Raw genomic sequence first — 25,971 nt, 5'->3', positions numbered from 1 at the left:
GCTTGCGCACGCAACGACGTCGCACGCCCAACCGATCGGTTGCTTAAAAGAGGTTAGGAGGCGCACGGCGCTTGTACAAGGGGGACAAGCCCGATGCGTGCCGACCCGATACGCCCGCGCCGCCGCCCGCTGACCGGCAGCAGGCAGCCTGCTGTCGCATTCGACAGAAAGCCCCCCCCGCGAGCGGCTCCCCCGCGCAATGTTGCACATGCGACAAAGGTGCCTGACGGCGGGCGGGATGTTTCGTTTGGCGTCCGAAGCCTAGACTGGTCGCATCGATTCCGCCCGCGCCGGCCACGGCAGGCACGGCACCGGAACTTCACGGAGTGAACACGATGAAAACGATGAAGCAGGCTGCATGCGCGTTCGTGCTGATCGGCGCGGCCTTCGCCGCTCACGCGCAGGCCGCGTCGACGCTGACGCGTGCCGAGGTCCGCCAGGAACTCGTGGAACTGCAGGCCGCCGGCTACCGGGCGAACCTCGCGAGCAGTCCCGACTTTCCGGACCACATGCAGGCGATCATGCGCCGTGCCGCGCAGGCGCGCGGCGAGGACACCGGCTACGGCAGTGAAGGCAGGGCAAACGTGGAATCGGGCAAGCCGGCGCAGCCGCACGCAATCGACCGCGGCACCTACGCGCATCACTGACATCGGACTCAACCGGATCGAGCGCACCACGGTGCGACCCGACCGGCGACGGAGAGACGCATCGCACACCGCGCCGACCGACGCGATGCACGTGCGCAGGCATCACACGCTGAAGCGGTTCAGCGTATAGGCGCGATAGGCCGCGACGAACGCGTCGAACGATCCGGCCTCCTTCGCTTCGAGCTCGGCCTGCTCGGCCAGCGATTTCGCGGCGAGCGCCTGCTCGGTACGCAGCGTCTCCGCCGACGGCGGATTCGCCCGGAAATGCGCGGCATGCGCTTCGCTCTGCGTCAGCGCGAACTCGAGGAACGACTGACCGCGCTCGCGCATCGTGCGCAGCACACGCGCAGATGGCGTGCGCTCCGGATCGGCAAGCTTCTCGCGTTGCGCGGCGATTGCACGCACATGCTCGTCGCCGCCGCGGATTTCGTCGAGGCGGCGGCCGATGGTTTCGATATCGGCCATCAGCGCGTCCGCCCACGCCTGCAGCGTGACCGTCTCGCCGTCGCGCTGCAGCGTGAGCCCCGGCTTGCGCCCTTCCATCGTCACGCTGCCGAAGTTCGCGTTCGCTTCCTTGTACGCGGGGCAATCGAGCGCCGGGCTTTCGTCGAGCGCGCACGCGAGCAGGAACGCGTCGATGAAGCGCGCGGTTTCCAGTGCGATGCCGGTCGGCTCGAACGGATCGATGTCGAGACAGCGCACCTCGATGTACTGCACGCCGCGCGACGCGAGCGCATGCAGCGGCCGCTCGCCCGAATACGTGACGCGCTTCGGCCGGATCGTCGAGTAGAACTCGTTCTCGATCTGCAGCACGTTCGTGTTGATCTGGATCCACTCGCCGTCGCGATGCGTGCCGATCGCCTCGTAGGCCGGATACGGCTCGCTCACGGCCTTCGACAGCGCGTCGAGATAGCCGGGCAGCGTGTTGTAGTCGACGTGCAGCGCGGCCTGCGCGGTCGTGTTCGAGTAGCCGAGATCGCTCATCCGCAGGCTCGTGGCATACGGCAGGTACAGCGTATCGGCATCGAACGTGTCGAGCCTGTGCGGCTTGCCGCGCAGGAACTTCGTGTCGAGCGCGGGCGACGCGCCGAACAGGTACATCAGCAGCCAGCTGCGGCGGCGGAAGTTGCGGATCTGCGCGAGATAGCGTTCCGACTGGTAATCGACGAGCGTGGCCGTCGAGCCTTCTTCCGCATGCAGGCGCCGCCACACTTCCTCGTGCAGCGAGTAGTTGTAGTGGATACCGGCAATGCACTGCATCGTGCGGCCGTAGCGATAGGCCAGGCCGCGCCGGTACACCGTCTTCAGGCGGCCGATGTTCGACGTGCCGTAGTCGGCGATCGGGATCTGGTCGTCGGCCGGCAGCAGGCCGGGCATCGAGTCGTTCCACAGCATCTCGTCGCCGAGCGACGCATAGACGTAGCGATGCAGGTCGTCGAGACGCTCGAGCGTGATCGCGGCGTCGCCTTCCGCGGGCGTGATCAGTTCGATCAACGCTTCGGAATAGTCGGTCGTCAGCGCCGGATGCGTGAGCGCCGAACCGAGCGCGCGCGGATGCGGCGTGAACGCGATCATTCCGTCGCGCGTCACGCGCAGGCTTTCCTTTTCGATGCCGCGCAGGCCGTCGGGCAGATGCTGCCGCGTCGGGCCCGAGCTCAGCGCGTCGAGGCGTTTCAGCAGCAGTTCGGACTGGCGGTGAGTCATGGTGTTCGACATGGAGACGCAAGTGCGTGACGGCCGCGCGCAGAACGCCGCGCGCGGCCGGCTGGATTGTTGGTCGCTTCGTTGGTAGCGGGCACTTTAACATCTCGCCGAAACACGCGCTTGAGGTGGCGCCGGGCGCGCTGCGCGGGCCGGAGCGGGCCGCCGGGCGGGCCGGTCGCGGCGGTCGCCGCATCGGCGACCGGTTCCATGCGGCGGCTACGGGCACGCCGGTTACGCGAATTCGTCAGACGGAACGTGATGCGCGACCGGGTGGCGGCAGGTGCAACCCTGCCGCCGGACTGATCGCTGAAAGCGGGGTATGGGGACATCGCGCGCACGGCATCCGGCCGACGACGGATGCGCGGAATCGCCGTGACGGCCGGCGTTCGGTGGTTAGCCTACGCATGTCGGCACAACCCGCGCAACGGGTTGCCTCGCAGCCTCGCCAGGTCACACCCGGCCGCGAGCCTCGGCGATCCCCGCCGCTCTCACCCGCCGCGCGCGCCGCCCGCCCGGTCGGCCACTTCGTTCCACAAATGCAGCGCCGCATAGGCGCGCCACGGCCGCCAGCCTTCGGTACGGTGCTTCTGGGTCGCGAGCCGGTCGAGCGCCGGATCGCGCGCGGCGATCGACTGCATCAGCACGAGATCGGAGGCCGGCCATGCGTCCGGATCGCGCCATGCGCGCATCGCGATGTATTCGACGGTCCACGGGCCGATGCCGGGCAGGTCGAGCCACGCGCTGCGCAGCGTCGCGAGATCGGCGTGCTCGCGATCGACCGGAACGTCGCCGGCCGCCACCGCGCGCGCCACGCCCGTCAGTGCCGCCACCCGCTTGCCGGGCATCCCGATCTTGTCGAGATCGCAGGCGGCCAGCGCGTCGGGCGTCGGGAAGCGCCATGCGGGCGCGCCGTCGTCCTCATGAACCACACGCTCTCCGGCCCGCTCGACGAGCCGGCCGACGATCGTCGTCGCGGCCTTCACGCTCACCTGCTGACCGACGATCGCGCGCACGGCCAGCTCGAACCCCGACCATGCGCCCGGCACACGCAGCCCCGGCGCGGCCTCGACGAGCGGCGCGAACCACGGATCGCGCGCGAGCCCGTCGCCGATGGCGGCCGGATCGGCGCCGAGGTCGAACATCGTCGCGACGCGCATCGCGAACGCATCGTCGACGTGACGCGCGACCGCGCCTTCGACCGTCGCGACCAGGCAGTGCTTGCGCGGATGCTTCGCGACCGTGAGCCGGCCGGCATCGCCGTGCAGGTCGACGATGCGGCGATACACGCCGTCCGCCACCTGCTCGACACCCGGAATTGCGCGCCCGCTGAAGAAGCGCAGCACGCGCGCCCAGTCGTAAGGCGCATTGAAGCGCAGTTCCATTTGCGCGGACGGCGGCACATGGCCGCCGTTCACGATGGAGGTGATGGTTGTTTTTGCGATGCTCAAACTGCACTGCCCTCCGCAACGGATTCGGTTTGATCGTCGTGCGCATGACGCGCCTCGGACGCGAGCAGCGTCGCCTTGCGGCGCACGCCCCAACGATACCCGGAAAGCGCGCCGCCCTTCTGTACGACGCGATGGCACGGGATCGCGAGCGCGACCGGATTCGACGCACACGCGGACGCAACGGCGCGCACCGCGCGCGGTGCACCGAGCGCCTCGGCGATCTCCGAGTAGCTGCGCGTTTCGCCGTACGGAATATGCGTCAGCGCCTCCCACACGCGCTGCTGGAACGCGGTCGGCGCGATGTCGAGCGGCAGGTCGAACGCGTGCCGTGTGCCGTCCAGGTACGCGCGGATCTGCGTAACGAACGGCGCGAGTCGTGCCGATGCCTCGACCAGCTCGGCACGTGCGAACGCATCCTTCAGCTCGCTGACGAGCGCGGCCGGTTCGTCACCGAACGCGATCCGGCAGATGCCTTGTCCGGTTGCGGCGACGAGCACGGTGCCGAGCGACGTCGATGCGGTCGCATAGTCGATCCGCAGACCCGCGCCCTGCCGGCGGAACGCCGACGGCGCCATCCCGAGCTCGCGCGGCACCGATGCATAGAGCCGCGACGGCGAGTTGAAGCCCGCGTCGACGGCCGCCTGCGTGACCGGCTGCCCGCTTTGCAGCGCCTGCCGCAACGCGGCGCCGCGTTGCGCCGCCTGGTACTGCCGCGGCGACACGCCGACCACGCGCTTGAAGAGCCGCTGAAGGTGAAACGGGCTCACGTGCACGGCATCGCTCAGTTGCTGCAGCGTGAGCCGTTCGGCATGTGCGTCGAGCACCGCGCACGCGCGGTTGACGATCTCGAGCTCGCGGGGCAGCCCTTCCGGCTGGCAGCGCTTGCAGGGCCGGAAGCCGGCCGCACGCGCGGCGGCCGTATCGGCGAAGAAGGACACATTTTCGCGACGCGGCAGCCGCGACGCGCAGGTCGGGCGGCAGAACACGCCGGTCGTGCTCACGGCATAGAAGAACGCGCCGTCCGCATGCGGATCGCGCTCGGTGACGGCGCCCCAGCGGGCATCATCGGTCGGATAGGCGGTTTTCATCTGAACCTCGCACTCATCTAGTGTAGATGGTGCCCACTTTAGACATCGGCACGTGCCGTCGCGCCCTGAATCTTGCTCTGTGATTCTTGCTCTGACTCGCCCCGAATAATCGGGGGCGCATCGATCAGGAATAAATCCGGCAAAACGCGCGCGCCGGCTGCTCGAGCGCGGATTTCGTCATCGTACTGTCACCGTTTTGCTGCAGTGCGGATGCGACAAATCGCCGTCCTGACGTTTTTTTGCATTCGGAATATTGCGTCGCACCATCGCCGTGTGTATAGTTGGAACTGTCTCCTCCATGTCTCCTCCTGATATGGATTAAGCCCGTTCCGCTCTGCGTGAACGGGCTTTTTTTCGTCCGTCGATTGTGCCGCGTTCCGGCCGGCGGCGCAGGCGCGATGCGTCTACACTCGATGCTCGTGCGCTGCGAAGGAGTGCCTGCCCATGAAACCGACCATCCGCGCGATCGATCACATCGTGCTGCGCGTGACCGACATGGCTGCGATGACGCGCTTTTACTGCGACGCCGTCGGCTGCCATGTGGAGAAGGAGCAGCCCGATCTGGGCCTTGTACAGCTGCGCGCCGGCGACGCGCTGATCGACCTGCTGTCGGTCGGCAGCCCGATCGACCGCCCCGACAGCGGCCCACCCGGCACCGGACGCAATCTCGATCACCTGTGCCTGCGCGTCGAACCATTCGATCCCGACGCCCTGACCGCCCATTTCGCCGCGCATGGCGCACAGCCGGGCGCGCCCGCGGAGCGCTACGGCGCCGGCGGCTACGGGCCGTCTATCTACCTGTTCGACCCGGAAGGCAACATGCTCGAATTCAAGGGGCCGCCGGCCTCGATCGGCTGAACGCGGCCGGCGTGCGAGCCGTCACGCGTCCGCGCGCGCCTTCAGCACCGTCCACTCGACCGCCACCGGATCGTGGTCGGCGCTCGAGATCCACGCGGCGCCGTCCTGCACCGTGCATTGCAGGCGCATCGTGCGCTCCGCGAGTTTCCCGAGCGCGGCCGCGACACCGTCGTTCAACGACAGCACCTGCACGTTGCGCAGCCGCTCGACCTTGCTGCGCACGCCCTGCCACCAGATATCCGACGTCTTGCCGCCGTATGCGATCACCGTGACCTGCCCGGCGCGGCCGGCCGCCTTCGAGATGCGCCGCTCGTCGGGCTGGCCGGCTTCGATCCAGACGTCGATCGCGCCCGTCAGGTCCTTCTGCCACAGGTCGGGCTCGTCGACGTCCGACAGCCCCTTGCAGAATTCGAGCCGCTCGTGCGCGAACAGCGCGAACGCGACGATGCGCACCATCATCCGGTCGTCGGTTTCCGACGGATGGCGCGCCACCGTCAACGCGTGATCGGCGTAGTAATGCCGATCCATGTCGGCGATTTGAAGTTCTGCTTTGTAGATCGTGGATTTCAGCGCCATGCGGATGCGGCCCGGGCGGGCATTCGGTTCGGTCGGGCCGTGATGATACCGAATGCGCGCCATCCGGCGCGTGTCATGCCACCCACAGCGCAACGGCCCGGCATGTGCCGGGCCGTGTTCGGTTCGCGCCGCCGGCTCATCGGGCCGGCGCGCTCGCGCGTCGTGTGACGGCGCGGTGAATGGACGGTTACTGCTTGACGAAGCGCGAATCGGTCCAGAGACCCTGCTGATCGCTGTTGTCGGCGCTGACGAACTGCACGTCGCCCTGGTCGACCGACACCACGCGGAAGCGCTGGCCTTCCGGCACCGACAGGCATCGGTAGTCATCGAAGTATTGCTGCTTCGCCTGCGACTTGCCGTCACGCTCATGACTCAGTACGGAGTCCAGATTGTCTTTCGACAGGCAGCCCCATGCGTTCTTCGTCAACTGGATTTCCTGCTTCGGCTTGACGGCCGAATCGCCGCCGGCTTGGGCAATCGACACCGCGCAAAATGCGCCGACGAGGGCAAAAAGGATACCGGTACGTTTCATCATGTTCTGTCTCCAGGCTTGCGGGCACCAGGCTTGGGTTAGCTATGTGTTTAAAGGTGATCGTGAACCCGCGTTTTTCACTTTAGAAGACCGGCAAGCGATAGCAAGCACATTTGTTGTGCGACCGCAATAGCGGCGGATTGTCGCACCCCGTGCGCAGACCGTTTTTCACACCCCGCACTGGCACGACGACGCGCTCCGTCCGACGAACAGGCGCGCGCCGCCGGGCGGAAAGCGTTACTCAGCAACACTTTCATCAAAGTTACAACGCGGCGATTGAACGGTTTGGATAATCCATTTCGCTATCCGGATCATTTTGATGCGCCGCACATAAAGTCATCCGAAACGATTCGACTTTGCCGCAACGCGGAATCGCATTTACCTGATACAAGAAAAATGCCAGGTATAAGCGCATCCGTATTTATCCGTACTTCGCCGCATGGTTTCAGCGCCGGCGAAAGCCCCGCCGCAAGCGCCTTTCTCCAGCGTGTTTACCCTGCTTTATTCAGGGTGGCTTGCTGGCGCTCGAAATAATCGCGCTGAAAAATGCACATGCGATAAGCGTTGTGATACGCGCCGTTTCCGAAAAATTCTTCCTTCAATTCGGCCTCGTGCTGGAATCCGCATTTTTCGTACACGTGAATCGCCGCCGCATTGGACGTGTCGACGATCAGGTACAGCTTGCGCATGTTCAGCACCTTGAACGCGTACTCGATCGCGAGACGCGTCGCCTGGCCCGCATAGCCGCGCCCCTGGCGTTGCGGCGCGATGATGATCTGGAACTCGCCGCGGCGATGAATGTAGTCGAGCTCGATCAGCTCGACGAGGCCGACCAGTTCGCCTTGCGCGTCAACCGCGACGAAACGGCGCTCGCGCTGGTCGTGCACGTGGCGGTCGTACAGTTGTGACAGTTCCGAGAAGGTTTCGTACGGCTCCTCGAACCAGTAGCGCATGATCTTGGCGTCGTTGTTCAGTTCGTGGACGAAGCGCAGGTCCTGGCGCTCAAGCGGCCGCAGCGCGAGCGTGTTGGTATCGTTCTGGAGTTGCATGTTCCTGTCCTTTTTGATGCCGGCGCAGGTGCGACAAGGCCGCATCCGGGCCTGTTTCGCACTGTAAGAAGTTGAACGCGGGCGAAGTTCAGAGCCTAGAATGGGAGCAAGGGTTCCTGCCACCGCAAGGAGGCTATCGTGTTCGAGCAAGTCATACTCGGAATATTCCTCGTGCTGCCGCTCGTGATCGTCGCGGCGCTGTTCTCCGACGAACTTTGGCAGGAACATCGGCGCCAGCATCCGCGCGACGAAAACGCACCGCACATCGACTGGAAGCATCCGTGGCGCCGCGTGCGACGCGGGCATTGAGTCGATTGCCGTTCATCCGCGGGGCGCGCCGGCCCGGCCGCCTCGGAACGCGAACGCGTGACGCACCCTGTTCAGCACCCGAATTTCGCCTCGATCCGATTCCCACTTGATCCGCTCACTCCGCGAGACGCCGCCGTGAACGACCAGCCCGCCCAGCCTCCGCACGACATTCCCCGCGAAACGATCGACCTGCAGATTGCCGACGTGCTGGCGACCGTCCGCTACCCGGCCAACAAGGATGCGATCGTCGATGCCGCGCGCGACGCCGGCGCCAGCAACGAAGTGCTGTCGATGCTCGACGGCCTGCCCGAACAGGACTATGCGGACGTGAACGCCGTCACGCAATGGGTTGCCGGCAACTTCGGTCCCGGCCTCGGGGTTTGAGCGCGCCCCCATAACGCGATAGGATCGGGCCGCAACCGGTCGCGCAGCGACCGGCTGCGTGTCGCCCGGCGCAAGACCGGGCGTTTCCGCCTACGCGCCTGGGGAACTCCATGGAAGGCATCCTGATCCAGCACACGACACGCCGTCAGCTCTGGTTCGGCGCACTGACGGCGCTCGTCATCGTGCTCGCGCTCGGGATCGCCGCGCCGCAGGCGAACGTCCCGCTGCCGGCCATCGAGCCGTTCATGCCGATGTGCGCGCTCACCGTGTTCACCACCGCGAGCATCGCGGCATTCTTTCTCGGCGCGCAGTTCACCGTGACGCGCCAGCCGGTGCTCGGCGCGCTCGGCGGCGCCTACGCGTTCACCGCGCTCGCCGTCGCCTTGCAGCTGCTCACCTTTCCCGGCGTGTTCGCGCCGCACGGGCTGTTCGGCGCGCAACCGCAGAGCGCCGCGTGGATGTGGATCTTCTGGCATGCGGGCTTCCCGGGTTTCGTGATGGTCGCGCTGCTCGCGCGCGAGCGGCTGGCGCGCGCACCGATCGGCGCGCAGCAGACACGCTGGTGGACGGCCGCGCTGATCGGCGGGCCCGCTGTCGTCGCCGGGTTACTTTGCCTATTCGCGCTTAACGTGTCGCTGCCACCCGCGTTTCATCCGCCGGGCGACGCGGCCGTGCTGCCTGTCAACGCCGTCGCGCTGATCGTGTGGCTGCTCAATGCGCTGGCGCTCGTGGCCGTGCTGGCCACCGGCCGGCTGCGCACGACGCTCGACCTGTGGCTCGCGATCGCGGTGCTCGCGTGCCTCACCGACACGACGCTGAACCTGATGAGCACCAATCGCTTCACGGTCGGTTGGTATCTCGCGCGCGTGTTCAGCATGTTCACGCCGGGCGTGCTCGTGTGCGTGCTCGCGTGGGAAGTGACGATGTTGTACCAGCGGCTGTTCGAGGCGCACGCGACCCTGATCCGTTCGTCCGCACGCGACGGCCTGACGGGCGCGTTCAACCGCAGCCACTTCAACGATCATTTCCACACGCTGTTCCTGCAGGCGCGGCGGCAAGGCGAACCGCTGTCGCTGCTGATGGTCGACGTCGACCGCTTCAAGGCGTACAACGACGCGTTCGGTCACGTGAAGGGCGACGCATGCCTGATCGCGGTCGCGAACGCGCTGGCCGGTGCGGTGCGGCGGCCGGCGGACATCGTCGCGCGTTACGGCGGCGAGGAGTTCGCGATCGTGCTGCCGAACACGGGGGCGCGCGGCGCGCGGGTGGTGGCCGAGGAGGCGCGCGAAGCGGTGCTGCGGCTCGATCTCGCGATGCCGACGTCACCTGCCGGGCGCGTGAGCGTGAGCGTCGGCTGCGCGACCGTGTCGGCCGACGATCTGTCGACACCCGATGCGCTGATCGAAGCCGCCGACGCCGCGCTGTATCGTGCGAAGGATATGGGGCGCAACAGGGTCGTCGCCGCCTCATAACGTCTGCTGTTTGGCTATTTGTTACGGTCATTGTGACCGGAATAATCCGCCGTTACGGATTGCAGCGCGGGGAAACGATCGCTTACAGCCTGGGCCGGGGCCGCTCGCTATGCTGGGTTTCATATTGAACCCGAGCAGGTGAACGCGATGAAGAAGGTCCTTTTGCTGATTGCCGGCGTCGCCGTGCTGTTGAGCGGCTGTATCGTGGTGCCTGACGGTGGCGGGTATTACGGTGGTGGCTACTACCACCATCATCATCGGGATTGGGATTGATGTCGTGAAGCGCGGGACGCTTTGGCAGACGAATGGCTGAAGCGTCGCCGCGAGCGGGCGACTCGCCTGCATCGACGGCCGTAGCATCCGATGCAGGATCGACGATCCGCACCGCAACGCAATCAGGCCGGGCGGGTCAGTCCGGCATGCATCAGAAATACCTGCAGCGCAGCGAGCGTTTCATAGTGAAGGCGTTCGAGCCGCGCATCCTTTTTCGCTTCCGCGACCAGATTGCCTCGCCCATCCCGCTTGTACGGCTCGCCCAACAGTTCGGCCATGTCGAACTGATAGTAGGTACGGTCGCCATACGGCCGCTTGCCGTCGATGTACGGCATCGGCCAGAAGTCCCCTTCGCCCAGCACGTCCTCGATTGCGTCCGAATCGACCGTCCTCCAGTTGGCGCCCCTCAGCACGGTGAGATGCGCGGCACGAAGCTGGAAACGGCCTGACGCATCGACACCGCTTTCCTTGAACGCGAACAGTTTGCGCAGCGCCGGCGGGATCGTGTATTGCCCCGGCGCAAGCGTGCCAGCCCCTGCCACGAACTGCGGCACGAGCCGGCCGAGTTCGGCCAGCGTGCGAATGGCGAGCGCATCGTCGTCGGTTTTGAGTGCCGCCTTGGCCAGTGCGATCGGTGGCCCTTCGCCAATCAGCGGCTGCGACGGATCGATACCGGGCGCACCGGATTCGACGGGCACCCACATCACGCGAAGCCGGTTGATCAGCGCGACGTGGCGCGCGGTCAGAGTGGGGTCTGCAGCCCCGTCGGCGAAGACGGCGCGGATGATCGCGTTGCGGTCGATCGATCGCGGCAAGGTTGGCGCACCCGATGCCGCGCGGGCAGCCAGCGCCGGGAGCACGGGCAAGGTCGCAAGGAAATGGCGGCGGGACAGGGTCATGGTTGGCGGTCGTGCGAAAAGGCGCGATCGGCCGGCTCGCGACGACGCTCGGCGTCGCACGTTGCCCGATGGCGATCAGGCGGCGCAGTTGCGCTCGTCCGGTGGCGGCTCGTTCTGCCCGACGCCAATGTAGCATCCGGTGCGACGACGAGCCATCTGGCAACACTGTCAGGCGGTGACGGACGAGACTTCCGCCGAAGGAGACAGATTCCGGACGACGAGGCGATCGACCTCGGCTTGTGCCGCTGCAATTCTCGCATCGGCCGCGACGATGCTCTTTTGGTGACGGTAGCGGGCGAAGAGGATCGAACCGAGTATCACGAGAACGAAGACGACGTTGCTCACGGCCGTCGTATCGTCCGCGAACTTGCCGGCCACGGTACCGATGATCGCGCCGCCCATCGCGCCAAACACGGCACCGAATATGCCGTCGCCGATCCAGCTCTTCGATGGATATTTGAGCCGCGCGAGATTGAGTGCGGAAACGGCATCCACGATGCCCACTACCTCGCCACGTGCGGCCCGGAGTTGTTCGTCGATCGCGTCCACCAGATGCCGGACACGCTCTGTATCCGATGAGGTGAGAATGCCTGCGTTGTAATAGGTCAGCAGGATGCGTTCCGATTCGTTCCACTCGGCATCAAGATCGCTCGAAATCAGGCCTTGTTCCTTGAGATAGTCCCACCCGACTTTGACATCGTTGAGCTCAATATAAGCGCCGTGCGATGCGCAACATTCGAGCACCGCCAACGCCCGGCGTAACGCAACATCCAGGGCGACGCGGTCATTCGCTCGCGAGTGCTGGTTTTTCGTCAGGTCGACGGTCGAGTTGCCGGATGACTCGCGGCGCTTTCCGAATCCGAATCCCATACATGCCCTCTCATTGTTTTGACGCCGGGATTCGTTATATCGAGATTGCCCGGCCCGCCGATTTTACGGCAGGCCGGGCAATGCGAAAGGGAAAGCGTTCGTGATCGGGGGCTGCGCTCAAAAGCGAATGAAGAGGTACAAAAGATCGTCGAGCGTCAAATGCGCGGGCATCACTTCCCGATACAAAACCTGCTGAAAATCACCCCCAGCAGGTCATCCGAAGTGAACTCCCCGGTAATCGCATTGAGCTGCTCCTGCGCGAGCCTCAGTTCCTCGGCAAACAGATCGAGCGACTGCGCCCTCTGCTCCGCATGATCCGCCGCCTGCGCGAGATGCTCCTGCGCGGCCCGCAGCGCAATCAGATGGCGCTCGCGCGCCAGATACACCCCTTCCGCCCCCGCCTGCCACCCGGCAATCCGCAGCAGCTCCGCACGCAGCATGTCGATCCCGTCGCCGCGCTTCGCCGACAGATGCACCTCGGTCAGATCGCCTTCCGCAGCCGGATGCTCGACACACGCCGCCACACCGGTCAGATCCGTCTTGTTCAGCACGCGCACCACCGGCACGCCGCCCGGGAACCGCGCCGCGATCGTCTCGTCATCCGCCGTCATCCCGCTGCGCGAATCCAGCAGATGCAGCACGACATCCGCGCGCTCGATCTCGCTCCACGTGCGCGCGATACCGATCCGCTCGACCTCGTCCTCCGTCTCGCGCAGCCCGGCCGTATCGATGATATGCAGCGGAATCCCTTCGACCTGGATCGTCTGCGCAACCTTGTCGCGCGTCGTGCCCGCGATCGGCGTGACGATCGCCAGCTCCGCGCCGGCCAGCGCATTCAGCAACGACGACTTGCCGACGTTCGGCTGCCCCGCGAGCACCACCGACAGCCCTTCGCGCAACAACGCCCCCTGCCGCGCGTCGCCGAGCACGTGCGCGAGCTGCGCGCGGATCTTCGCGAGCTTGCCGCGCGCGTCGGCCGCTTCCAGGAAATCGATCTCTTCTTCCGGAAAATCGAGCGTCGCCTCGACCAGCATCCGCAGCGTGATCACGTCGTCGACGAGCGCATGGATCTGCCGCGAGAACGCGCCGTCGAGCGAGCGCCCGGCCGAACGCGCGGCGGCTTCGGTGCTCGCCTCGATCAGGTCGGCAACGGCCTCGGCCTGCGCGAGATCGAGCTTGTCGTTCAGGAACGCGCGTCGCGTAAATTCGCCGGGCTCCGCAAGCCGCAGCCCGAAACCGCGCCCCGCATCGAGGCAACGCTGCAACAGCAGTTGCATCACGATCGGCCCGCCGTGCCCCTGCAGCTCGAGCACGTGCTCGCCCGTGTACGAATGCGGCGCCGGGAAGTACAGCGCGATCCCGCGGTCGAGCGGCGCGCCATGCTCGTCGAGGAACGGCACATAGCTCGCATGGCGCGGTGCGAGCTTCTGCCCGCACAACGCGTCGATCAGCGGCAACGCGGCCGCCTCGCCCCCGCGCCCGAACGACACGCGGACGACCCCGATGCCCCCCCGGCCGGCAGCAGTGGCAATGGCGACGATCGGATCGGAATCGGTAGCGAGCATGGGAATCGGATGAATTGGATGAATCAGGCAATCGGTGAATATGGTGCGCCCGCGCAACACTTCGGGCATCGGAACGCCGGCATTGTAGCCTGCCGGCACACGCGTCACCGGCCGCCGCGCAAGCTTCGGACGTGCCCGAATTTATCCCGCCGGGGATAAGCCAAGTATCATCCTGGCGCGATGTCGCCGCCGCCGTTTCGGACGAGTATGCCTGCTGGAGCGGCGCAACGCTGCGGCCCTTAATTTCACCACCCACCCCGATCAAGACCGGGATTCGTCTAAACAAGATATGTTTAGCCTGAATGGTTGTCTGAGACGCGGTGGTGGAATTGCACAATCTCTCCCATGCCGACATCCGAAGAAAAAGCCGCGTTCTCGGAACGCCTGAAATTCGCCCTGCGGCGCAGCCCGGAGAAGGTCACCGGCGCGACGGAGCTGGCGAACCGATTCAATCTGCGCCACCGCGGAGCGCAGCCCGTTTCGCCGCAAACCGCGCACAAATGGCTGACGGGCCGCACGATTCCGACGTCGGACAAACTTGCCACGCTCGCCGAATGGCTGCGCGTCGAAGTTCACTGGCTGCATTATGGCCCGTCGCCGAGCGTGATCGAACACCCGACACCGCAGCCGCTGCCGCGCGACGAACGCTATCCGCCGACACCCGAGACGATCGAACTCGCGTCGAAGATCGAAGCGTTGTCGCCGCATCATCGCTATCTCGTGCAGGAACTGGTCGAGCAGTTCTACGGCGACGCGAGCGAAGCGAAGAAGGGCTGAGCCCACACCGGATCCGCAACAAGCAAAAAAGCCGCATGGGCGAACCATGCGGCTTTTTTCGTGCATCGCGGGGCGAACGCGCCGCCCCGCGTATGCAACAGGCGTCAGGCCGGTTTCTTCTTGGCCCCGCCGAGCTTGCGCGTGATGTAGTACTGCTGCGCGATCGACAGCACGTTGTTCACGACGTAGTACAGCACGAGGCCGGCCGGGAAGAAGAAGAACATCACCGAGAACGCGATCGGCATGAACTTCATCATCTTCGCCTGGACCGGGTCCGGCGGCGTCGGGTTCAGGCTCGTCTGCACGTACATCGACACGGCCATCAGCACCGGCAGGATGAAGAACGGATCGCGCTGCGACAGGTCGTGAATCCACAGGACCCACGGCGCGCCGCGCATTTCGACCGATGCGAGCAGCACCCAGTACAGCGAGATGAACACCGGGATCTGGATCACGACCGGCAGGCAGCCGCCGAACGGATTGACCTTCTCGGTCTTGTACAGCTCCATCAGCGCGGCGTTCATCTTCTGCGGATCGCTCTTGAAGCGTTCGCGCAGCGCCTGCATGCGCGGCGTGATTTCCTTCATGCGCGCCATCGACTTGTAGCTCGCAGCCGACAGCGGGAAGAACACGGCCTTGATCAGGATCGTCAGCAGCACGATCGACCAGCCCCAGTTGCCGACGTAGCTGTGGATCTTCTCGAGCAGCCAGAACAGCGGCTTCGCGATGATCGTCACCCAGCCGTAGTCCTTCACGAGTTCCAGGCCCGGCGCGATGCCTTCGAGCATGCGCTCTTCTTCCGGACCGGCGAACAGGCGAGCCTGCACGTCGGCCGACTGGCCCGGCGCAATCGCGGCGACCGGCTGCTTCACGCCGACGCGGTACAGCGTCGGATCGATCTTTTCAGCGTAGATGTCGCGCTTCACGCCCTGCTGCGGAATCCAGGCCGACGCGAAGTAGTGCTGCACCATCGCGACCCAGCCGTTGTCGGCGGAGGTCACGTAGTCGGCCTTGTTCTTGTCGAGGTCGCTGAAGTTGATCTTCTGGAAATGCTTCGCGTCCGTGTAGACCGCCGGCCCGAGGAACGTGTGCGAGAACATCGGCGTTTCGACGGCCGTGTTGTCGCGCACCAGTTCCATGTAGACCGTCGGCGTGACAGGCGCCGTGCCGACGTTGTCGATCTTGGTGTCGACGCCGATCACGTAGCTGCCGCGCGTGAACGTGTAGGTCTTCACGACCTTCACGCCGCCCTTCACCGGCGATTCGAACGACAGCTTCAGCGCGTTCTGGTCACCCGTCAGCGACGTCGAGCCGGGGTTCAGCTGCGTGTAGACGTCGTTGTGGTTCGGGAAATCACCGCCGAGCAGGCCCGAGCGTGCGAGATACGTGTGGCCGGCCGTGTGGTCGAACAGCGTGATGTACAGGTCGGGCTGCTTGCCGTCGCCCTGCTTCTTCAGCGTCAGCTTCGCGAGCGTGCCGCCGCGCGTGTCGATTTCGCCGTCGTACACGTCGGTCGAGAACTTCACGAGCTGCGCCTGGGCGGCCGGTGCCGTCGTCGACGGTGCGGCGCCGGCTGCGGCGGCAGGCACTTCACCTGCGGTCGTCGTCGCGCCCGTGCCCGATGCACCGCCGGCAGCGGCCGCGGGGGCCGTCTGCGTGGCACTCGGGAAGAACATCGACGGGCGTCCATGGTCCCGCTGCCAGTTGTCGTACAGCATGACAGCTGACATGAAGAAGATCACCCATAGGACGGTGCGTTTGATATCCATGCGTTGTCTCAGAGTCGATGGGACCGCGCGTCGGCTTCGCCGCGAGCGCGAGTGTCGGAGTTGGGCGGCGGGACGAGGTCGATGCCGCCCGCGGAAAACGGATGGCATCGGCACACGCGCCTGACGGCGAGATACGTGCCGCGCGCGGCGCCATGATACTGGATTGCCTCGCGCGCGTAATCCGAACAGGAAGGATAAAAACGGCAACGGTTGCCGAGCATCGGGCTCACGGCAACCTTGTAGAAGCGCAGCAAGGCGATCAATACCGTTTCCATACCTTGGGCGACGCCGTTCGGCGCCGCGTCAAAACCGGCCGGGCAGGCGCGAACGCCGCACCGCGGACGGATGCGTCACTCGGACGCGGGCTTCGACGCACGGCGGGCAATTTCCCGGACTGCCCTGTCGAGCAGTTCGCGGATCTCGGCCGCACACATCGCCGCGAGCGGGGCGGAAGCCGCGCTCGGCAGCGCTTTCTTGTCGAAGCGCGTGTGCTGCCGCAGCAGCAGGTCGTAACCGGCGAATTCGGCGCGGCGCAGGCGAAACTGATCGCGCGCCAGCCGCTTCACGAGGTTACGGGTCACCGCACGCGGCGCATACTTCTTGCCGACGACGAGCCCCAGACGCGCGGGCTGACCGGTCGGCTTGCCGTAAATCACGAAGTGCGCGGAGCGCCGCCAGGGGCGCAAACGAAAAACGGATGAAAATTCATCCGTTTTCAGAAGTCGCGCAGCTTTCGGGAAGGCGGCTTTCGTCTGCGACGGATTCGCACCCGGCTCGACGGCACCTTCCGCAGGACTGCGGACGGCGGACACAGCGCGCAACCTGCCTTAGATGGCGAGGCGCTTGCGGCCCTTCGCGCGGCGAGCGTTGATGACCTTGCGGCCACCTGCCGTCTTCATGCGGACACGGAAGCCATGGGTGCGCTTGCGGCGCGTCACGGACGGTTGGTAAGTACGTTTCATGATGTTCTCACTTGTTCGAGAATGTCGAAATTCAGGGGACCGCGTGCCCTTAACCGGAGGCATTCGGGCGAACGCAATCGCCGGGAATACAGGATTGGTTTTCGCGGAACCCGCTATTTAAACCGTTTTTCCGTTGACGGTCAATACTTTAGGAGTCGATCGCCTGTGCCCGCCCCGAGCGATCCGGCCCCGCGCCCCACACAACCGGCCTGTGGATAACTCGCTCTGTGGCCGCGTTTGGCGGTAGAATCTCGCCTTATCTCCAAGAATCCCGCACGCCGCCTCGGCTCGCGCCTGCCCCTCCAACACTGTGATGCAGGCGTCCGAGGCACGCTCGCACGACCGCTTCGGGCCTTGTTGCACCATCGCGACAAGGGCGCCGGCGAGCCGCGCTGTGCACGCAAAAAACGACAGTTACTTGATGAACGATTTCTGGCAACACTGTTCCGCACTGCTGGAGCGCGAGCTGACGCCCCAGCAGTACGTGACGTGGATCAAACCCTTGGCCCCGGTGGCCTTCGATGCGTCGGCGAACACGCTGTCCATCGCCGCGCCGAACCGCTTCAAGCTGGACTGGGTCAAGAGCCAGTTTTCGGGACGGATCAGCGATCTGGCCCGGGAATTCTGGAACACGCCGATCGAAGTCCAGTTCGTCCTCGATCCGAAGGCAGGCATGCGCAGCGCCCCCGCCGGTGCAGCGCAGGCCACGCCGCGTGCGCCGCTGGCCCCGACCGGCCCCGCCGCGACGGTCGCCGCGATCGCCGCCAACCTGACCGCGAATGCTTCGGCTGCACCCGCCGCGCCGGCCGACGTGCCGATGACGCCGTCGGCAGCCGCCGCGCATCACCTGAACGCCGATGACGCCGATATCGACCTGCCGAGCCTGCCCGCGCACGAAGCGGCCGCCGGCCGTCGCACGTGGCGCCCGGGCCCCGGTGCCGCCCCCGCGAACGGCGGCGAAGCCGATTCGATGTACGAACGCTCGAAGCTGAACCCCGTGCTCACGTTCGACAACTTCGTGACCGGCAAGGCGAACCAGCTCGCACGCGCCGCCGCGATCCAGGTCGCGGACAACCCAGGCATCTCGTACAACCCGCTGTTCCTGTACGGCGGCGTCGGTCTCGGCAAGACCCACCTGATCCATGCGATCGGCAACCAGCTGCTGCTCGACAAAGCCGGCGCGCGGATCCGCTACATCCACGCCGAGCAATACGTGTCGGACGTGGTGAAGGCGTACCAGCGCAAGGCGTTCGACGACTTCAAGCGCTACTACCACTCGCTCGACCTGTTGCTGATCGACGATATTCAGTTCTTCTCCGGCAAGTCGCGCACGCAAGAGGAATTCTTCTACGCGTTCGAGGCGCTGGTCGCGAACAAGGCGCAGGTGATCATCACCAGCGACACGTATCCGAAGGAAATCTCGGGCATCGACGATCGCCTGATCTCGCGCTTCGACTCGGGCCTCACCGTCGCGATCGAGCCGCCCGAGCTGGAAATGCGCGTCGCGATCCTGATGCGCAAGGCGCAGTCGGAAGGCGTGAACCTGTCGGAAGACGTCGCGTTCTTCGTCGCGAAGCACCTGCGCTCGAACGTGCGCGAGCTCGAAGGTGCGCTGCGCAAGATCCTCGCGTATTCGAAGTTCCACGGCCGCGAGATTTCGATCGAGCTGACCAAGGAAGCGCTGAAGGATCTGCTGACCGTGCAGAACCGGCAGATTTCGGTCGAGAACATCCAGAAGACCGTCGCCGACTTCTACAACATCAAGGTCGCCGATATGTATTCGAAGAAGCGCCCCGCGAACATCGCGCGGCCGCGGCAGATTGCGATGTATCTCGCGAAGGAACTCACGCAGAAGAGCCTGCCGGAAATCGGCGAGCTGTTCGGCGGGCGCGACCACACCACCGTGCTGCACGCGGTGCGCAAGATCGCCGACGAACGCAGCAAGGACGCGCAGCTCAACCACGAGCTGCACGTGCTGGAACAGACGCTGAAGGGCTGAGCGCGCGGCGCGCTTGATAATTCGGCCTCCGCCCCAATTTAAGGGGGGCGGTTCGGTTTTGAGGCACAATACTGGTTTGACCGCCCCGGTGGTGGCGGGCCAAGAGCCCGGCCGGCGGGGCGCTGCGAGGCTGCTGCGCTGCAGGCCGTTACTCAACGAAGGAACTCTATGCAACTGGTCAAGACCGAACGAGACACCCTCCTCAGGCCGCTGCAAACGGTCAGCGGCATCGTCGAACGCCGCCATACGTTGCCGATCCTCGCCAACCTGCTGATCACCAAGAACGGCTCGGACGTTTCGTTCCTGTCGACCGACCTGGAGCTGCAGATCACCACGCGCGCCGATTTCGGCGTCGGCGGCGACCAGGTCGCGACCACCGTCGCGGCGCGCAAGCTGCTCGACATCCTGCGCGCGATGCCTGACGGCCAGGTCACGCTGTCGCTCGCCGACAAGCGCCTCACCGTTCAATCCGGCAAGAGCCGTTTCGCACTCCAGACGCTGGCGGCCGACGAGTTCCCGACCGTCGCGCAGGCGAAGGATTTCGGCGCCACGCTCACCGTCCCGCAGAAGTCGTTCCGCCAGCTGCTCGGCATGGTGCACTTCGCGATGGCGCAGCAGGACATCCGCTACTACCTGAACGGCATGCTGCTCGTCGTCGACGGCGACCAGCTGATGGCCGTGGCCACCGACGGCCACCGCCTCGCGTTCTCGTCGATGAAGATCGAAGGCGGCACGTTCGGCCGCCAGGAAGTCATCGTGCCGCGCAAGACGATTCTCGAGCTGCAACGCCTGCTCGAAGACATCGACGACACCGTCACCATCGACATCGCGCAAACCCAGGCCAAGTTCACGTTCGGCCAGGTCGAGCTCGTGTCGAAACTCGTCGAGGGCAAGTTCCCCGACTTCCAGCGCGTGATCCCGAAAGCGCACAAGAACACGTTCGAGATCGGCCGTGAAGAGCTGCAGCGCTCGCTGCAGCGCGCGGCCATCCTGACCTCGGACAAGTTCAAGGGCGTGCGCTGCATCATCGCGCCGGGCCAGCTGAAGATCATGTCGACCAACGCCGATCAGGAAGAGGCGCAGGAAGAACTCGAAATCGCCTACCAGGGCGATACCGTCGACATCGGCTTCAACGTCACGTATCTGCTCGACGTGCTCGCGAACCTGAAGGTCGACACCGTGCAGGTGAGCCTCGGCGACGCCAGCTCGAGCGCGCTGATCACCGTGCCCGAGAACGACGAGTTCAAGTATGTCGTGATGCCGATGCGCATCTGACGCGCTCGACATCGCGACACACACCAGGGGGCGGCAAGCCCCTTTGGCGTTTTTATGGCGAACCGACAACCCGCCCTTTTAGTGCCTTTTCGGCACTTGGGGCGGGCCAGGAAACTGGAGCGGCCCGGCGATTTCTCGCTGAAACGCACCGCGCCGCCACGAGAGTGGCCCCGCAGAACCGGAAGATATCCATGAGTGAACAGCACAATTCGCAACCCGATAACAGCAGCTACGGCGCCTCGTCGATCCAGATCCTCGAAGGTCTGGAAGCGGTGCGCAAGCGCCCCGGGATGTACATCGGCGACACGTCGGACGGCACCGGTCTGCACCACCTCGTGTTCGAGGTGCTCGACAACTCGATCGACGAAGCGCTGGCCGGGTACTGCAACGACATCCACGTGACGATTCACGCCGACAACTCGATTTCCGTGACCGACAACGGCCGCGGGATTCCGACCGACGTGAAGATGAACGACAAGCACGAGCCGAAGCGCAGCGCGGCGGAAATCGTGATGACCGAGCTGCATGCCGGCGGCAAGTTCGACCAGAACAGCTACAAGGTGTCCGGTGGCCTGCACGGCGTGGGTGTGTCGTGCGTGAACGCACTGTCGAGCTGGCTGCGCCTCACGGTGCGCCGTGACGGCAAGAAGCGGTTCATGGAGTTCCACCGCGGTGTTGCGCAGGATCGCGTGCTCGAGGTGGTGGACGGCGTGGAAGTGTCGCCGATGCTGGTGACCGGTGACACCGAGAACCGCGGCACCGAAGTGCATTTCATGGCCGATCCGACGATTTTCGGCACGGTCGAGTATCACTACGACATCCTCGCGAAGCGGATGCGCGAGCTTTCGTTCCTGAACAACGGTGTGCGGATTCGCCTCACCGATCTGCGTTCGGGCAAGGAAGACGATTTCGCGTTCGCCGGCGGTGTAAAGGGCTTCGTCGAGTACATCAACAAGACGAAGACCAACCTGCACCCGACCGTTTTCTTCGCCAACGGCGAGAAGGATGGCGTGGGCGTCGAAGTCGCAATGCAGTGGAACGACAGCTACAACGAAAACGTGCTGTGCTTCACGAACAACATTCCGCAGCGCGACGGCGGCACGCACCTGACCGGCCTGCGGGCCGCGATGACGCGCGTCATCAACAAGTACATCACCGACAACGAAATCGCGAAGAAGGCGAAGGTCGAGACGACCGGCGACGACATGCGCGAAGGGCTTTCGTGCGTGCTCTCCGTGAAGGTGCCGGAGCCGAAGTTCAGCTCGCAGACGAAGGACAAGCTGGTTTCGTCCGAGGTTCGTGCGCCGGTTGAAGAAGTTGTGGCGAAGGCGCTGGAAGAATTCCTTTTGGAAACGCCGATCGACGCGAAGATCATTTGCGGGAAGATCGTCGAAGCGGCTCGTGCGCGTGATGCGGCTCGGAAGGCGCGTGAAATGACGCGCCGCAAGGGCGTGCTCGACGGCGTCGGCCTGCCCGGCAAGCTCGCGGACTGCCAGGAGAAAGACCCGGCGAAGTGCGAAATCTACATCGTCGAGGGTGACTCGGCAGGTGGTTCGGCGAAGCAAGGGCGTGACCGGAAGTTCCAGGCCATCCTGCCGCTGCGCGGCAAGGTGCTGAACGTCGAGAAGGCCCGCTACGACAAGCTGCTGTCGTCGGAACAGATCGTCACGCTCGTGACTGCGCTTGGCTGCGGCATCGGCAAAGAGGATTACAACCTCGACAAGCTGCGCTATCACCGCATCATCATCATGACCGACGCGGACGTCGACGGCGCGCACATTCGGACGCTGCTGCTCACGTTCCTCTATCGCCAGATGCCGGACATGATCGAGCGCGGATACGTGTATATCGCGCAGCCGCCGCTTTACAAGATCAAGGCGGGCAAGGACGAGCGGTATCTGAAGGATGATGTGGAGCTGAACGCGCATATGCTGCGGTTGGCGCTGCAAGGGTCGGAGCTGGTGCCGGGTGAGAACGCGGCGGCGATTTCCGGCGATGCGCTTGGGGAACTGGCGCGGTCGTATCTGCTGTCGCAGAGCGTGATCGAGCGGTTGAGCCGGTTGTATGACCCGGCCGCGCTGGAAGCGGTCATGGACGGTGTGGTGATCGATCTTTCCAACGAAGAGTCGACCGAGGCTTCGGCTAAGGCGCTGCACGCTGCGTTGCATGATGAAGCGCTGAAGAACGAAGTGCGGGTTGTGCCTTCGTATGATCCGGTTCGGGAACAGCGCGCACTGCATGTCGAGCGGACGCATCACGGCAACGTGCGCGTTTCGGTCATCGACCAGGAATTCCAGCACACGGCGGATTATCAGCAGCTCGTGACCACCGCGAATACGTTCAAAGGGCTCATCGGCGAAGGTGCGGTCATCAAGCGCGGTGAGCGCAGCATGGCCGTGGCGGACTTCAAGAGCGCGATGAAGTGGCTGCTGGCGGATGCCGAACGCAACGTCTCCAAGCAACGCTATAAGGGGCTCGGCGAGATGAACCCCGAGCAGCTGTGGGAAACGACGATGGATCCGGCCGTGCGGCGTCTGCTGCGTGTGCAGATCGAAGACGCGATTGCGGCGGATGGGATCTTTACTACCCTCATGGGGGATGATGTCGAGCCGCGGCGGGCGTTTATCGAGAGCAATGCGTTGCGGGCGGGGAATATTGACGTTTAACTCATGCCGTTGTCGAAAGTCACTATTAGTGAAAAATGCCCCACGAATAGTGACAATCGAAGCCGCATTTAGTGAAAATTCTCGGAGGTTAATTGGCGCGCATCACGCCTCTTTCTGGACGGGAGCTTTTTAGAGTACGAGCACAGCCATTACATTGGAGTGGTGGAGCAAAGGTCGGCAGTTCAATCCTCCCACGCTCCGCCAACAGATTTCCTGATGTGCTTCAACAACAAGAGCCGACCGCGAGTCGGCTTTTGTTGTTTCAGGACCCGGAATTCCTCGTCAGGAGGGCTGAGCCGCAAACTGTTCACCGAAAAGTGTCGGACAGTGACGGCGATGATCTATGATCATCTGGTGCAGCGTTCGAGACCTGCAGCCGAAGCCCGCTCAATAAAGCCGACGACTAAATATGCGTTCGCTGCAGTGCAGGCTTCCGGCGTGGCTCGTGCTGCCAAGGCCGAAGCAGTTGCAATCATGTCCGCTACCAAGTAACGCATCGACGGAGGCGAATTGAAGCTATTCCTGGACGATCTACGGGCCGCGCCGGGCCCCGGGTGGACGGTCGTGCGGAGTTCGGCCGAAGCCATTGATTTGCTACAAACCCACGGCTGCCCAAAACTTGTCAGTTTTGGGCACGATCTAGGCGGCGATGACACCGCGATGGTCATGGTGAGGTGGCTGATCGAGCGGAATCTTGACCAAGGCGGTCAGTTCATTCCACCGAAATTCCGATTCCAGGTGCACAGCGCCAATCCGGTCGGCCGGGAAAACATCACCGGCCTGCTGGGCGGTTATCTCGAGCAGCGGTCGGATAGGTAACCGGATAAGGACCTGTCCGCCATTTTGCGCGTGCGGCATATATTTTTTTGCCCACAGCCGAGTGCCGCTCACACCTATTAGCGGCATGCTGTCGAAACATGTCCAGCCTAGCGTCATGATAAGACGCACCTTTTGCGCTACCATGATCTCGTATTTATGTCGCATTGAGGTTGCGCCATGTCTGCGGAAGCTGAAGCTATTCCGACCTTCAAGGCCGATTTCAGCACCTTGATGAGCTACCTGCATGATGTCGACGCCAACCCGGTGTCGATCTCGCCGCGCCGCAACCGATGTCGCCGGCGACGTCGGGGGTGCGTGTCGGATATCACATTAATTGAAAGATGTGCCGCAATTTGAGAAAATTGCGGCCACAATCGATGAAAAAACGCGATGAGAAGTGTCGCGTTCCGTGTGGTGCGATGACGTAGGGCGCCAGAGTAGCTACTGGCGCCACACAAATACGGCATGTGAACAAAGTTGCTGCGGCTGGCCGGAGGGCGTCATTTCAGATTTAGAGCCTATGACGGGATTTTGTTTCGGTCTATCGGCCCGACGAGCAACAGGACAGATGAGATACATGCTTAGGGGATGTGTGTGCTAATCGACGGCATGTTGGTGTCTTTGCCCGACGACAAAGGCGTAGGAAAGCTAGAGGGGATCAGCGGGGAAACGTGCTCAGTTTCTATCTTTCGATCGATCATTCGATCAGACGTTATTCAAATGCCGGTGGCGAAAGTTTCGCGAGCCTATTTGAGCCCGCAAACCCGCGTCTACATTCGTCATGAGGGGCGATTTCGAGTTGGTCGGATCGCCGATTTCCTCATTGACGAGAGGGGACTCGTCGACTACGAGGTGAGGTTTCCAAACGGCGAGCGTGCAGATTTCAGCGAACTTTGTCTATATATACGCCCTTGGAGCGCGCCAGACGATCCCGCCGAGATCCTGGCCAGTGGCGGTGCGGAGAGCCAGTATCTTCATGATCGTCGCCAAGCGGCATTACTGCCGCTCCTGAAACTTCGTAGCGCTGCACAAGGCATGACGGCGCTTGTATCCGCCGGTATCGAGTTGGCTCCCCACCAAGTAGCTGCCGTGCGTCGAGTTCTCTCCGATCCAGTACAACGCTACCTTCTCGCGGACGAGGTCGGCCTTGGAAAGACGATCGAGGCCGGCCTGATTGTTCGACAACACCTGATCGACAATTCCGAGACCAGTGTCCTCATAGCAGTACCAACTCACTTGTGCGCGCAGTGGCGCGAAGAGCTTGGGGCCAAACTTCGGCTCGATCAGTTTGGCACTATTCAGATCGTGCCTCATGCCGACCTAGCGAACATAGAAGTTGCTCCCGCAATTCTTGTTGTCGACGAAGCCCATCATTTAGTAGGGGTCGACTCCGGCCCCCTCGCCCCCGCCGCCGTAAAGCTTCGCGCCATGGCAAGTGAAACGCCTGTTGTACTACTGCTGTCGGCGACCCCTGCACTGGGTGACGAAGCACGGTTCCTCGCGCTACTGAATCTGCTCGACCCAACATCTCATCCGCTCGACGACATCCCGAGCTTTCGGCTCAAACTTGAACGACGGCGTGATATCGGGCGACTGCTCCTTGCGCTGGATCCTGCGGCACCGAAACTCGTTCTCAGGCAGCGGGGAGCCGAGATGGAGCGACTGTTTCCCGACGACCAAACGATCAAGGAACTCGCACCCCGCTTGGTCCAGGCAACACGCGACGCCTTGCACGAGTTGCCAGCGCTGTGCGCCGCTCTTAGAAGCCACATCGCCGATAGTTACCGGATCCACCAGCGATTGATCCGGTCACGTCGTGCCGACGCGCAAGGCTGGGAGTTCAGCTCACGAGGGCCAACAGACCAAGGGGAGCCCTCGTTTTCTCACGTTCGGGTTGAGGCTGAAGTCGCCTCCTGGTGTTGATTTCCACCGAGTCTTAACCCACCGATTTCATCTAAATCTGACCCACCCCGAGACAGCGTAGTACATCTATTCCGGTGTGGATAACTCTTCGTTACCCGCTGGTTTTG

At 64.1% G+C, this 25,971-nt stretch carries 25 protein-coding genes; 12 read left to right on the top strand and 13 right to left on the bottom strand.

All coding sequences use genetic code 11. From position 1 onward, the window contains the following. The first annotated feature begins 335 nt into the window (after positions 1 to 335). Positions 336 to 647 (top strand): DUF4148 domain-containing protein, encoded by a 312-nt coding sequence (locus FFS49_RS27110; RefSeq protein WP_039364649.1) that lies wholly within the window; start codon positions 336 to 338, stop codon positions 645 to 647. 102 nt (positions 648 to 749) lie between these two features. Here FFS49_RS27110 and gshA read toward each other — a convergent pair whose 3' ends face one another. The 3 genes from gshA to ada form a co-directional block, all read right to left on the bottom strand. Next, positions 750 to 2,363, bottom strand: coding sequence for a glutamate--cysteine ligase (gshA, locus tag FFS49_RS27105; protein ID WP_171026845.1), 1,614 nt, complete (start codon positions 2,361 to 2,363; stop codon positions 750 to 752). A gap of 476 nt (positions 2,364 to 2,839) precedes the next feature. Further along, positions 2,840 to 3,799 carry an AlkA N-terminal domain-containing protein gene (locus FFS49_RS27095; RefSeq protein WP_039364611.1) on the bottom strand — a complete coding sequence of 320 codons (960 nt, stop codon included), beginning with the start codon at positions 3,797 to 3,799 and terminating at the stop codon, positions 2,840 to 2,842. Continuing rightward, a complete protein-coding gene (gene ada / locus FFS49_RS27090) occupies positions 3,796 to 4,887 on the bottom strand; it encodes a bifunctional DNA-binding transcriptional regulator/O6-methylguanine-DNA methyltransferase Ada (RefSeq protein WP_105817476.1) in 1,092 nt (363 codons plus the stop codon). The genes FFS49_RS27095 and ada overlap by 4 nt, the downstream gene beginning before the upstream one ends. Before the next feature lie 444 nt (positions 4,888 to 5,331). Here ada and FFS49_RS27080 point away from each other — a divergent pair, with 444 nt between their 5' ends. Continuing rightward, complete coding sequence (locus tag FFS49_RS27080; RefSeq protein ID WP_039364615.1) at positions 5,332 to 5,745, top strand: VOC family protein; 414 nt, start codon at positions 5,332 to 5,334, stop codon at positions 5,743 to 5,745. Positions 5,746 to 5,766: 21 nt separating this feature from the next. Here FFS49_RS27080 and FFS49_RS27075 read toward each other — a convergent pair whose 3' ends face one another. From FFS49_RS27075 to speG, 3 genes are all read right to left on the bottom strand, one after another. After that, positions 5,767 to 6,321 (bottom strand): YaeQ family protein, encoded by a 555-nt coding sequence (locus FFS49_RS27075; protein ID WP_039364653.1) that lies wholly within the window; start codon positions 6,319 to 6,321, stop codon positions 5,767 to 5,769. Between the two features lie 187 nt (positions 6,322 to 6,508). Further along, entirely contained in the window at positions 6,509 to 6,856 is a 348-nt protein-coding gene (locus FFS49_RS27070; protein ID WP_011353606.1) for a surface attachment protein Sap1, read from the bottom strand. A 488-nt stretch (positions 6,857 to 7,344) separates the two neighbouring features. Then, positions 7,345 to 7,902: a spermidine N1-acetyltransferase gene (gene speG / locus FFS49_RS27065; protein ID WP_105817477.1), complete on the bottom strand. Its 558-nt coding sequence runs from the start codon at positions 7,900 to 7,902 to the stop codon at positions 7,345 to 7,347. Between the two features lie 138 nt (positions 7,903 to 8,040). Between speG and FFS49_RS42125 the strand changes: the two genes are divergently transcribed. The 4 genes from FFS49_RS42125 (at position 8,041) to FFS49_RS42990 (ending at position 10,340) form a co-directional block, all read left to right on the top strand. Beyond that, positions 8,041 to 8,211 carry a hypothetical protein gene (locus tag FFS49_RS42125; RefSeq protein WP_039364617.1) on the top strand — a complete coding sequence of 57 codons (171 nt, stop codon included), beginning with the start codon at positions 8,041 to 8,043 and terminating at the stop codon, positions 8,209 to 8,211. 135 nt (positions 8,212 to 8,346) lie between these two features. Further along, positions 8,347 to 8,595, top strand: coding sequence for a DUF2795 domain-containing protein (locus tag FFS49_RS27060; RefSeq protein WP_039364619.1), 249 nt, complete (start codon positions 8,347 to 8,349; stop codon positions 8,593 to 8,595). Between the two features lie 110 nt (positions 8,596 to 8,705). Then, positions 8,706 to 10,067 carry a sensor domain-containing diguanylate cyclase gene (locus FFS49_RS27055; protein ID WP_105817478.1) on the top strand — a complete coding sequence of 454 codons (1,362 nt, stop codon included), beginning with the start codon at positions 8,706 to 8,708 and terminating at the stop codon, positions 10,065 to 10,067. Between the two features lie 147 nt (positions 10,068 to 10,214). After that, positions 10,215 to 10,340: a hypothetical protein gene (locus tag FFS49_RS42990; protein WP_258181730.1), complete on the top strand. Its 126-nt coding sequence runs from the start codon at positions 10,215 to 10,217 to the stop codon at positions 10,338 to 10,340. 122 nt (positions 10,341 to 10,462) lie between these two features. On the opposite strand, the gene FFS49_RS27050 is transcribed toward FFS49_RS42990, so the two are convergent. The 3 genes from FFS49_RS27050 to mnmE all read right to left on the bottom strand — a co-directional run bounded on the left by FFS49_RS27050 (position 10,463) and on the right by mnmE (position 13,674). After that, positions 10,463 to 11,200, bottom strand: a complete 738-nt coding sequence (locus FFS49_RS27050; RefSeq protein ID WP_226285487.1) for a hypothetical protein — start codon at positions 11,198 to 11,200, stop codon at positions 10,463 to 10,465. A gap of 207 nt (positions 11,201 to 11,407) precedes the next feature. Further along, on the bottom strand, positions 11,408 to 12,109 hold the full coding sequence (locus tag FFS49_RS27045; protein WP_105817479.1) for a hypothetical protein: 702 nt from the start codon (positions 12,107 to 12,109) through the stop codon (positions 11,408 to 11,410). A gap of 170 nt (positions 12,110 to 12,279) precedes the next feature. Then, entirely contained in the window at positions 12,280 to 13,674 is a 1,395-nt protein-coding gene (gene mnmE / locus FFS49_RS27040; RefSeq protein ID WP_105817486.1) for a tRNA uridine-5-carboxymethylaminomethyl(34) synthesis GTPase MnmE, read from the bottom strand. 345 nt (positions 13,675 to 14,019) lie between these two features. On the opposite strand from mnmE, the gene FFS49_RS27035 reads away from it, so the two are divergent. Beyond that, positions 14,020 to 14,451, top strand: a complete 432-nt coding sequence (locus FFS49_RS27035; RefSeq protein WP_039364623.1) for a transcriptional regulator — start codon at positions 14,020 to 14,022, stop codon at positions 14,449 to 14,451. Positions 14,452 to 14,555: 104 nt separating this feature from the next. Here the strand turns inward: FFS49_RS27035 and yidC are convergent, their stop codons facing one another. The 4 genes from yidC to rpmH all read right to left on the bottom strand — a co-directional run bounded on the left by yidC (position 14,556) and on the right by rpmH (position 17,182). Beyond that, on the bottom strand, positions 14,556 to 16,220 hold the full coding sequence (gene yidC / locus FFS49_RS27030) for a membrane protein insertase YidC (RefSeq protein ID WP_047852381.1): 1,665 nt from the start codon (positions 16,218 to 16,220) through the stop codon (positions 14,556 to 14,558). 8 nt (positions 16,221 to 16,228) lie between these two features. Beyond that, on the bottom strand, positions 16,229 to 16,495 hold the full coding sequence (gene yidD, locus FFS49_RS27025) for a membrane protein insertion efficiency factor YidD (RefSeq protein ID WP_006750110.1): 267 nt from the start codon (positions 16,493 to 16,495) through the stop codon (positions 16,229 to 16,231). A 75-nt stretch (positions 16,496 to 16,570) separates the two neighbouring features. After that, complete coding sequence (rnpA, locus tag FFS49_RS27020) at positions 16,571 to 17,032, bottom strand: ribonuclease P protein component (protein ID WP_039364627.1); 462 nt, start codon at positions 17,030 to 17,032, stop codon at positions 16,571 to 16,573. 15 nt (positions 17,033 to 17,047) lie between these two features. Further along, positions 17,048 to 17,182: a 50S ribosomal protein L34 gene (rpmH, locus tag FFS49_RS27015; RefSeq protein ID WP_004198824.1), complete on the bottom strand. Its 135-nt coding sequence runs from the start codon at positions 17,180 to 17,182 to the stop codon at positions 17,048 to 17,050. A gap of 421 nt (positions 17,183 to 17,603) precedes the next feature. Here rpmH and dnaA point away from each other — a divergent pair, with 421 nt between their 5' ends. The 5 genes from dnaA to FFS49_RS26990 all read left to right on the top strand — a co-directional run bounded on the left by dnaA (position 17,604) and on the right by FFS49_RS26990 (position 25,864). Further along, positions 17,604 to 19,181 (top strand): chromosomal replication initiator protein DnaA, encoded by a 1,578-nt coding sequence (dnaA, locus tag FFS49_RS27010; RefSeq protein ID WP_039364630.1) that lies wholly within the window; start codon positions 17,604 to 17,606, stop codon positions 19,179 to 19,181. A 168-nt stretch (positions 19,182 to 19,349) separates the two neighbouring features. Next, complete coding sequence (gene dnaN, locus FFS49_RS27005; protein WP_071335272.1) at positions 19,350 to 20,456, top strand: DNA polymerase III subunit beta; 1,107 nt, start codon at positions 19,350 to 19,352, stop codon at positions 20,454 to 20,456. Between the two features lie 191 nt (positions 20,457 to 20,647). Continuing rightward, positions 20,648 to 23,122 carry a DNA topoisomerase (ATP-hydrolyzing) subunit B gene (gyrB, locus tag FFS49_RS27000; RefSeq protein ID WP_039364634.1) on the top strand — a complete coding sequence of 825 codons (2,475 nt, stop codon included), beginning with the start codon at positions 20,648 to 20,650 and terminating at the stop codon, positions 23,120 to 23,122. 510 nt (positions 23,123 to 23,632) lie between these two features. Further along, the gene (locus FFS49_RS26995) at positions 23,633 to 23,941 is read left to right on the top strand and encodes a cyclic-phosphate processing receiver domain-containing protein (RefSeq protein WP_105817480.1); all 309 of its coding nucleotides are present in this window, start codon (positions 23,633 to 23,635) and stop codon (positions 23,939 to 23,941) included. A gap of 594 nt (positions 23,942 to 24,535) precedes the next feature. Beyond that, a complete protein-coding gene (locus tag FFS49_RS26990) occupies positions 24,536 to 25,864 on the top strand; it encodes an SNF2-related protein (protein WP_171026844.1) in 1,329 nt (442 codons plus the stop codon). The last annotated feature ends 107 nt before the right edge of the window (positions 25,865 to 25,971 follow it).

Source organism: Burkholderia sp. 4NA327C6, from assembly GCF_005502655.1.
Lineage (GTDB): Bacteria > Pseudomonadota > Gammaproteobacteria > Burkholderiales > Burkholderiaceae > Burkholderia > Burkholderia contaminans.
This window is presented reverse-complemented; position numbering and strand designations above follow the sequence as displayed.

Coding starts and splice junctions, on each gene's coding strand:
- FFS49_RS27110 (WP_039364649.1), top strand. CDS start 336: ATGAAAACGATGAAGCAGGCTGCATGCGCGTTCGTGCTGATCGGCGCG.
- gshA (WP_171026845.1), bottom strand. CDS start 2,363: ATGTCGAACACCATGACTCACCGCCAGTCCGAACTGCTGCTGAAACGC.
- ada (WP_105817476.1), bottom strand. CDS start 4,887: ATGAAAACCGCCTATCCGACCGATGATGCCCGCTGGGGCGCCGTCACC.
- FFS49_RS27080 (WP_039364615.1), top strand. CDS start 5,332: ATGAAACCGACCATCCGCGCGATCGATCACATCGTGCTGCGCGTGACC.
- FFS49_RS27075 (WP_039364653.1), bottom strand. CDS start 6,321: ATGGCGCTGAAATCCACGATCTACAAAGCAGAACTTCAAATCGCCGAC.
- FFS49_RS27070 (WP_011353606.1), bottom strand. CDS start 6,856: ATGATGAAACGTACCGGTATCCTTTTTGCCCTCGTCGGCGCATTTTGC.
- speG (WP_105817477.1), bottom strand. CDS start 7,902: ATGCAACTCCAGAACGATACCAACACGCTCGCGCTGCGGCCGCTTGAG.
- FFS49_RS27055 (WP_105817478.1), top strand. CDS start 8,706: ATGGAAGGCATCCTGATCCAGCACACGACACGCCGTCAGCTCTGGTTC.
- FFS49_RS42990 (WP_258181730.1), top strand. CDS start 10,215: ATGAAGAAGGTCCTTTTGCTGATTGCCGGCGTCGCCGTGCTGTTGAGC.
- FFS49_RS27045 (WP_105817479.1), bottom strand. CDS start 12,109: ATGGGATTCGGATTCGGAAAGCGCCGCGAGTCATCCGGCAACTCGACC.
- mnmE (WP_105817486.1), bottom strand. CDS start 13,674: ATGCTCGCTACCGATTCCGATCCGATCGTCGCCATTGCCACTGCTGCC.
- FFS49_RS27035 (WP_039364623.1), top strand. CDS start 14,020: ATGCCGACATCCGAAGAAAAAGCCGCGTTCTCGGAACGCCTGAAATTC.
- yidC (WP_047852381.1), bottom strand. CDS start 16,220: ATGGATATCAAACGCACCGTCCTATGGGTGATCTTCTTCATGTCAGCT.
- yidD (WP_006750110.1), bottom strand. CDS start 16,495: ATGGAAACGGTATTGATCGCCTTGCTGCGCTTCTACAAGGTTGCCGTG.
- rpmH (WP_004198824.1), bottom strand. CDS start 17,182: ATGAAACGTACTTACCAACCGTCCGTGACGCGCCGCAAGCGCACCCAT.
- dnaA (WP_039364630.1), top strand. CDS start 17,604: ATGAACGATTTCTGGCAACACTGTTCCGCACTGCTGGAGCGCGAGCTG.
- dnaN (WP_071335272.1), top strand. CDS start 19,350: ATGCAACTGGTCAAGACCGAACGAGACACCCTCCTCAGGCCGCTGCAA.
- gyrB (WP_039364634.1), top strand. CDS start 20,648: ATGAGTGAACAGCACAATTCGCAACCCGATAACAGCAGCTACGGCGCC.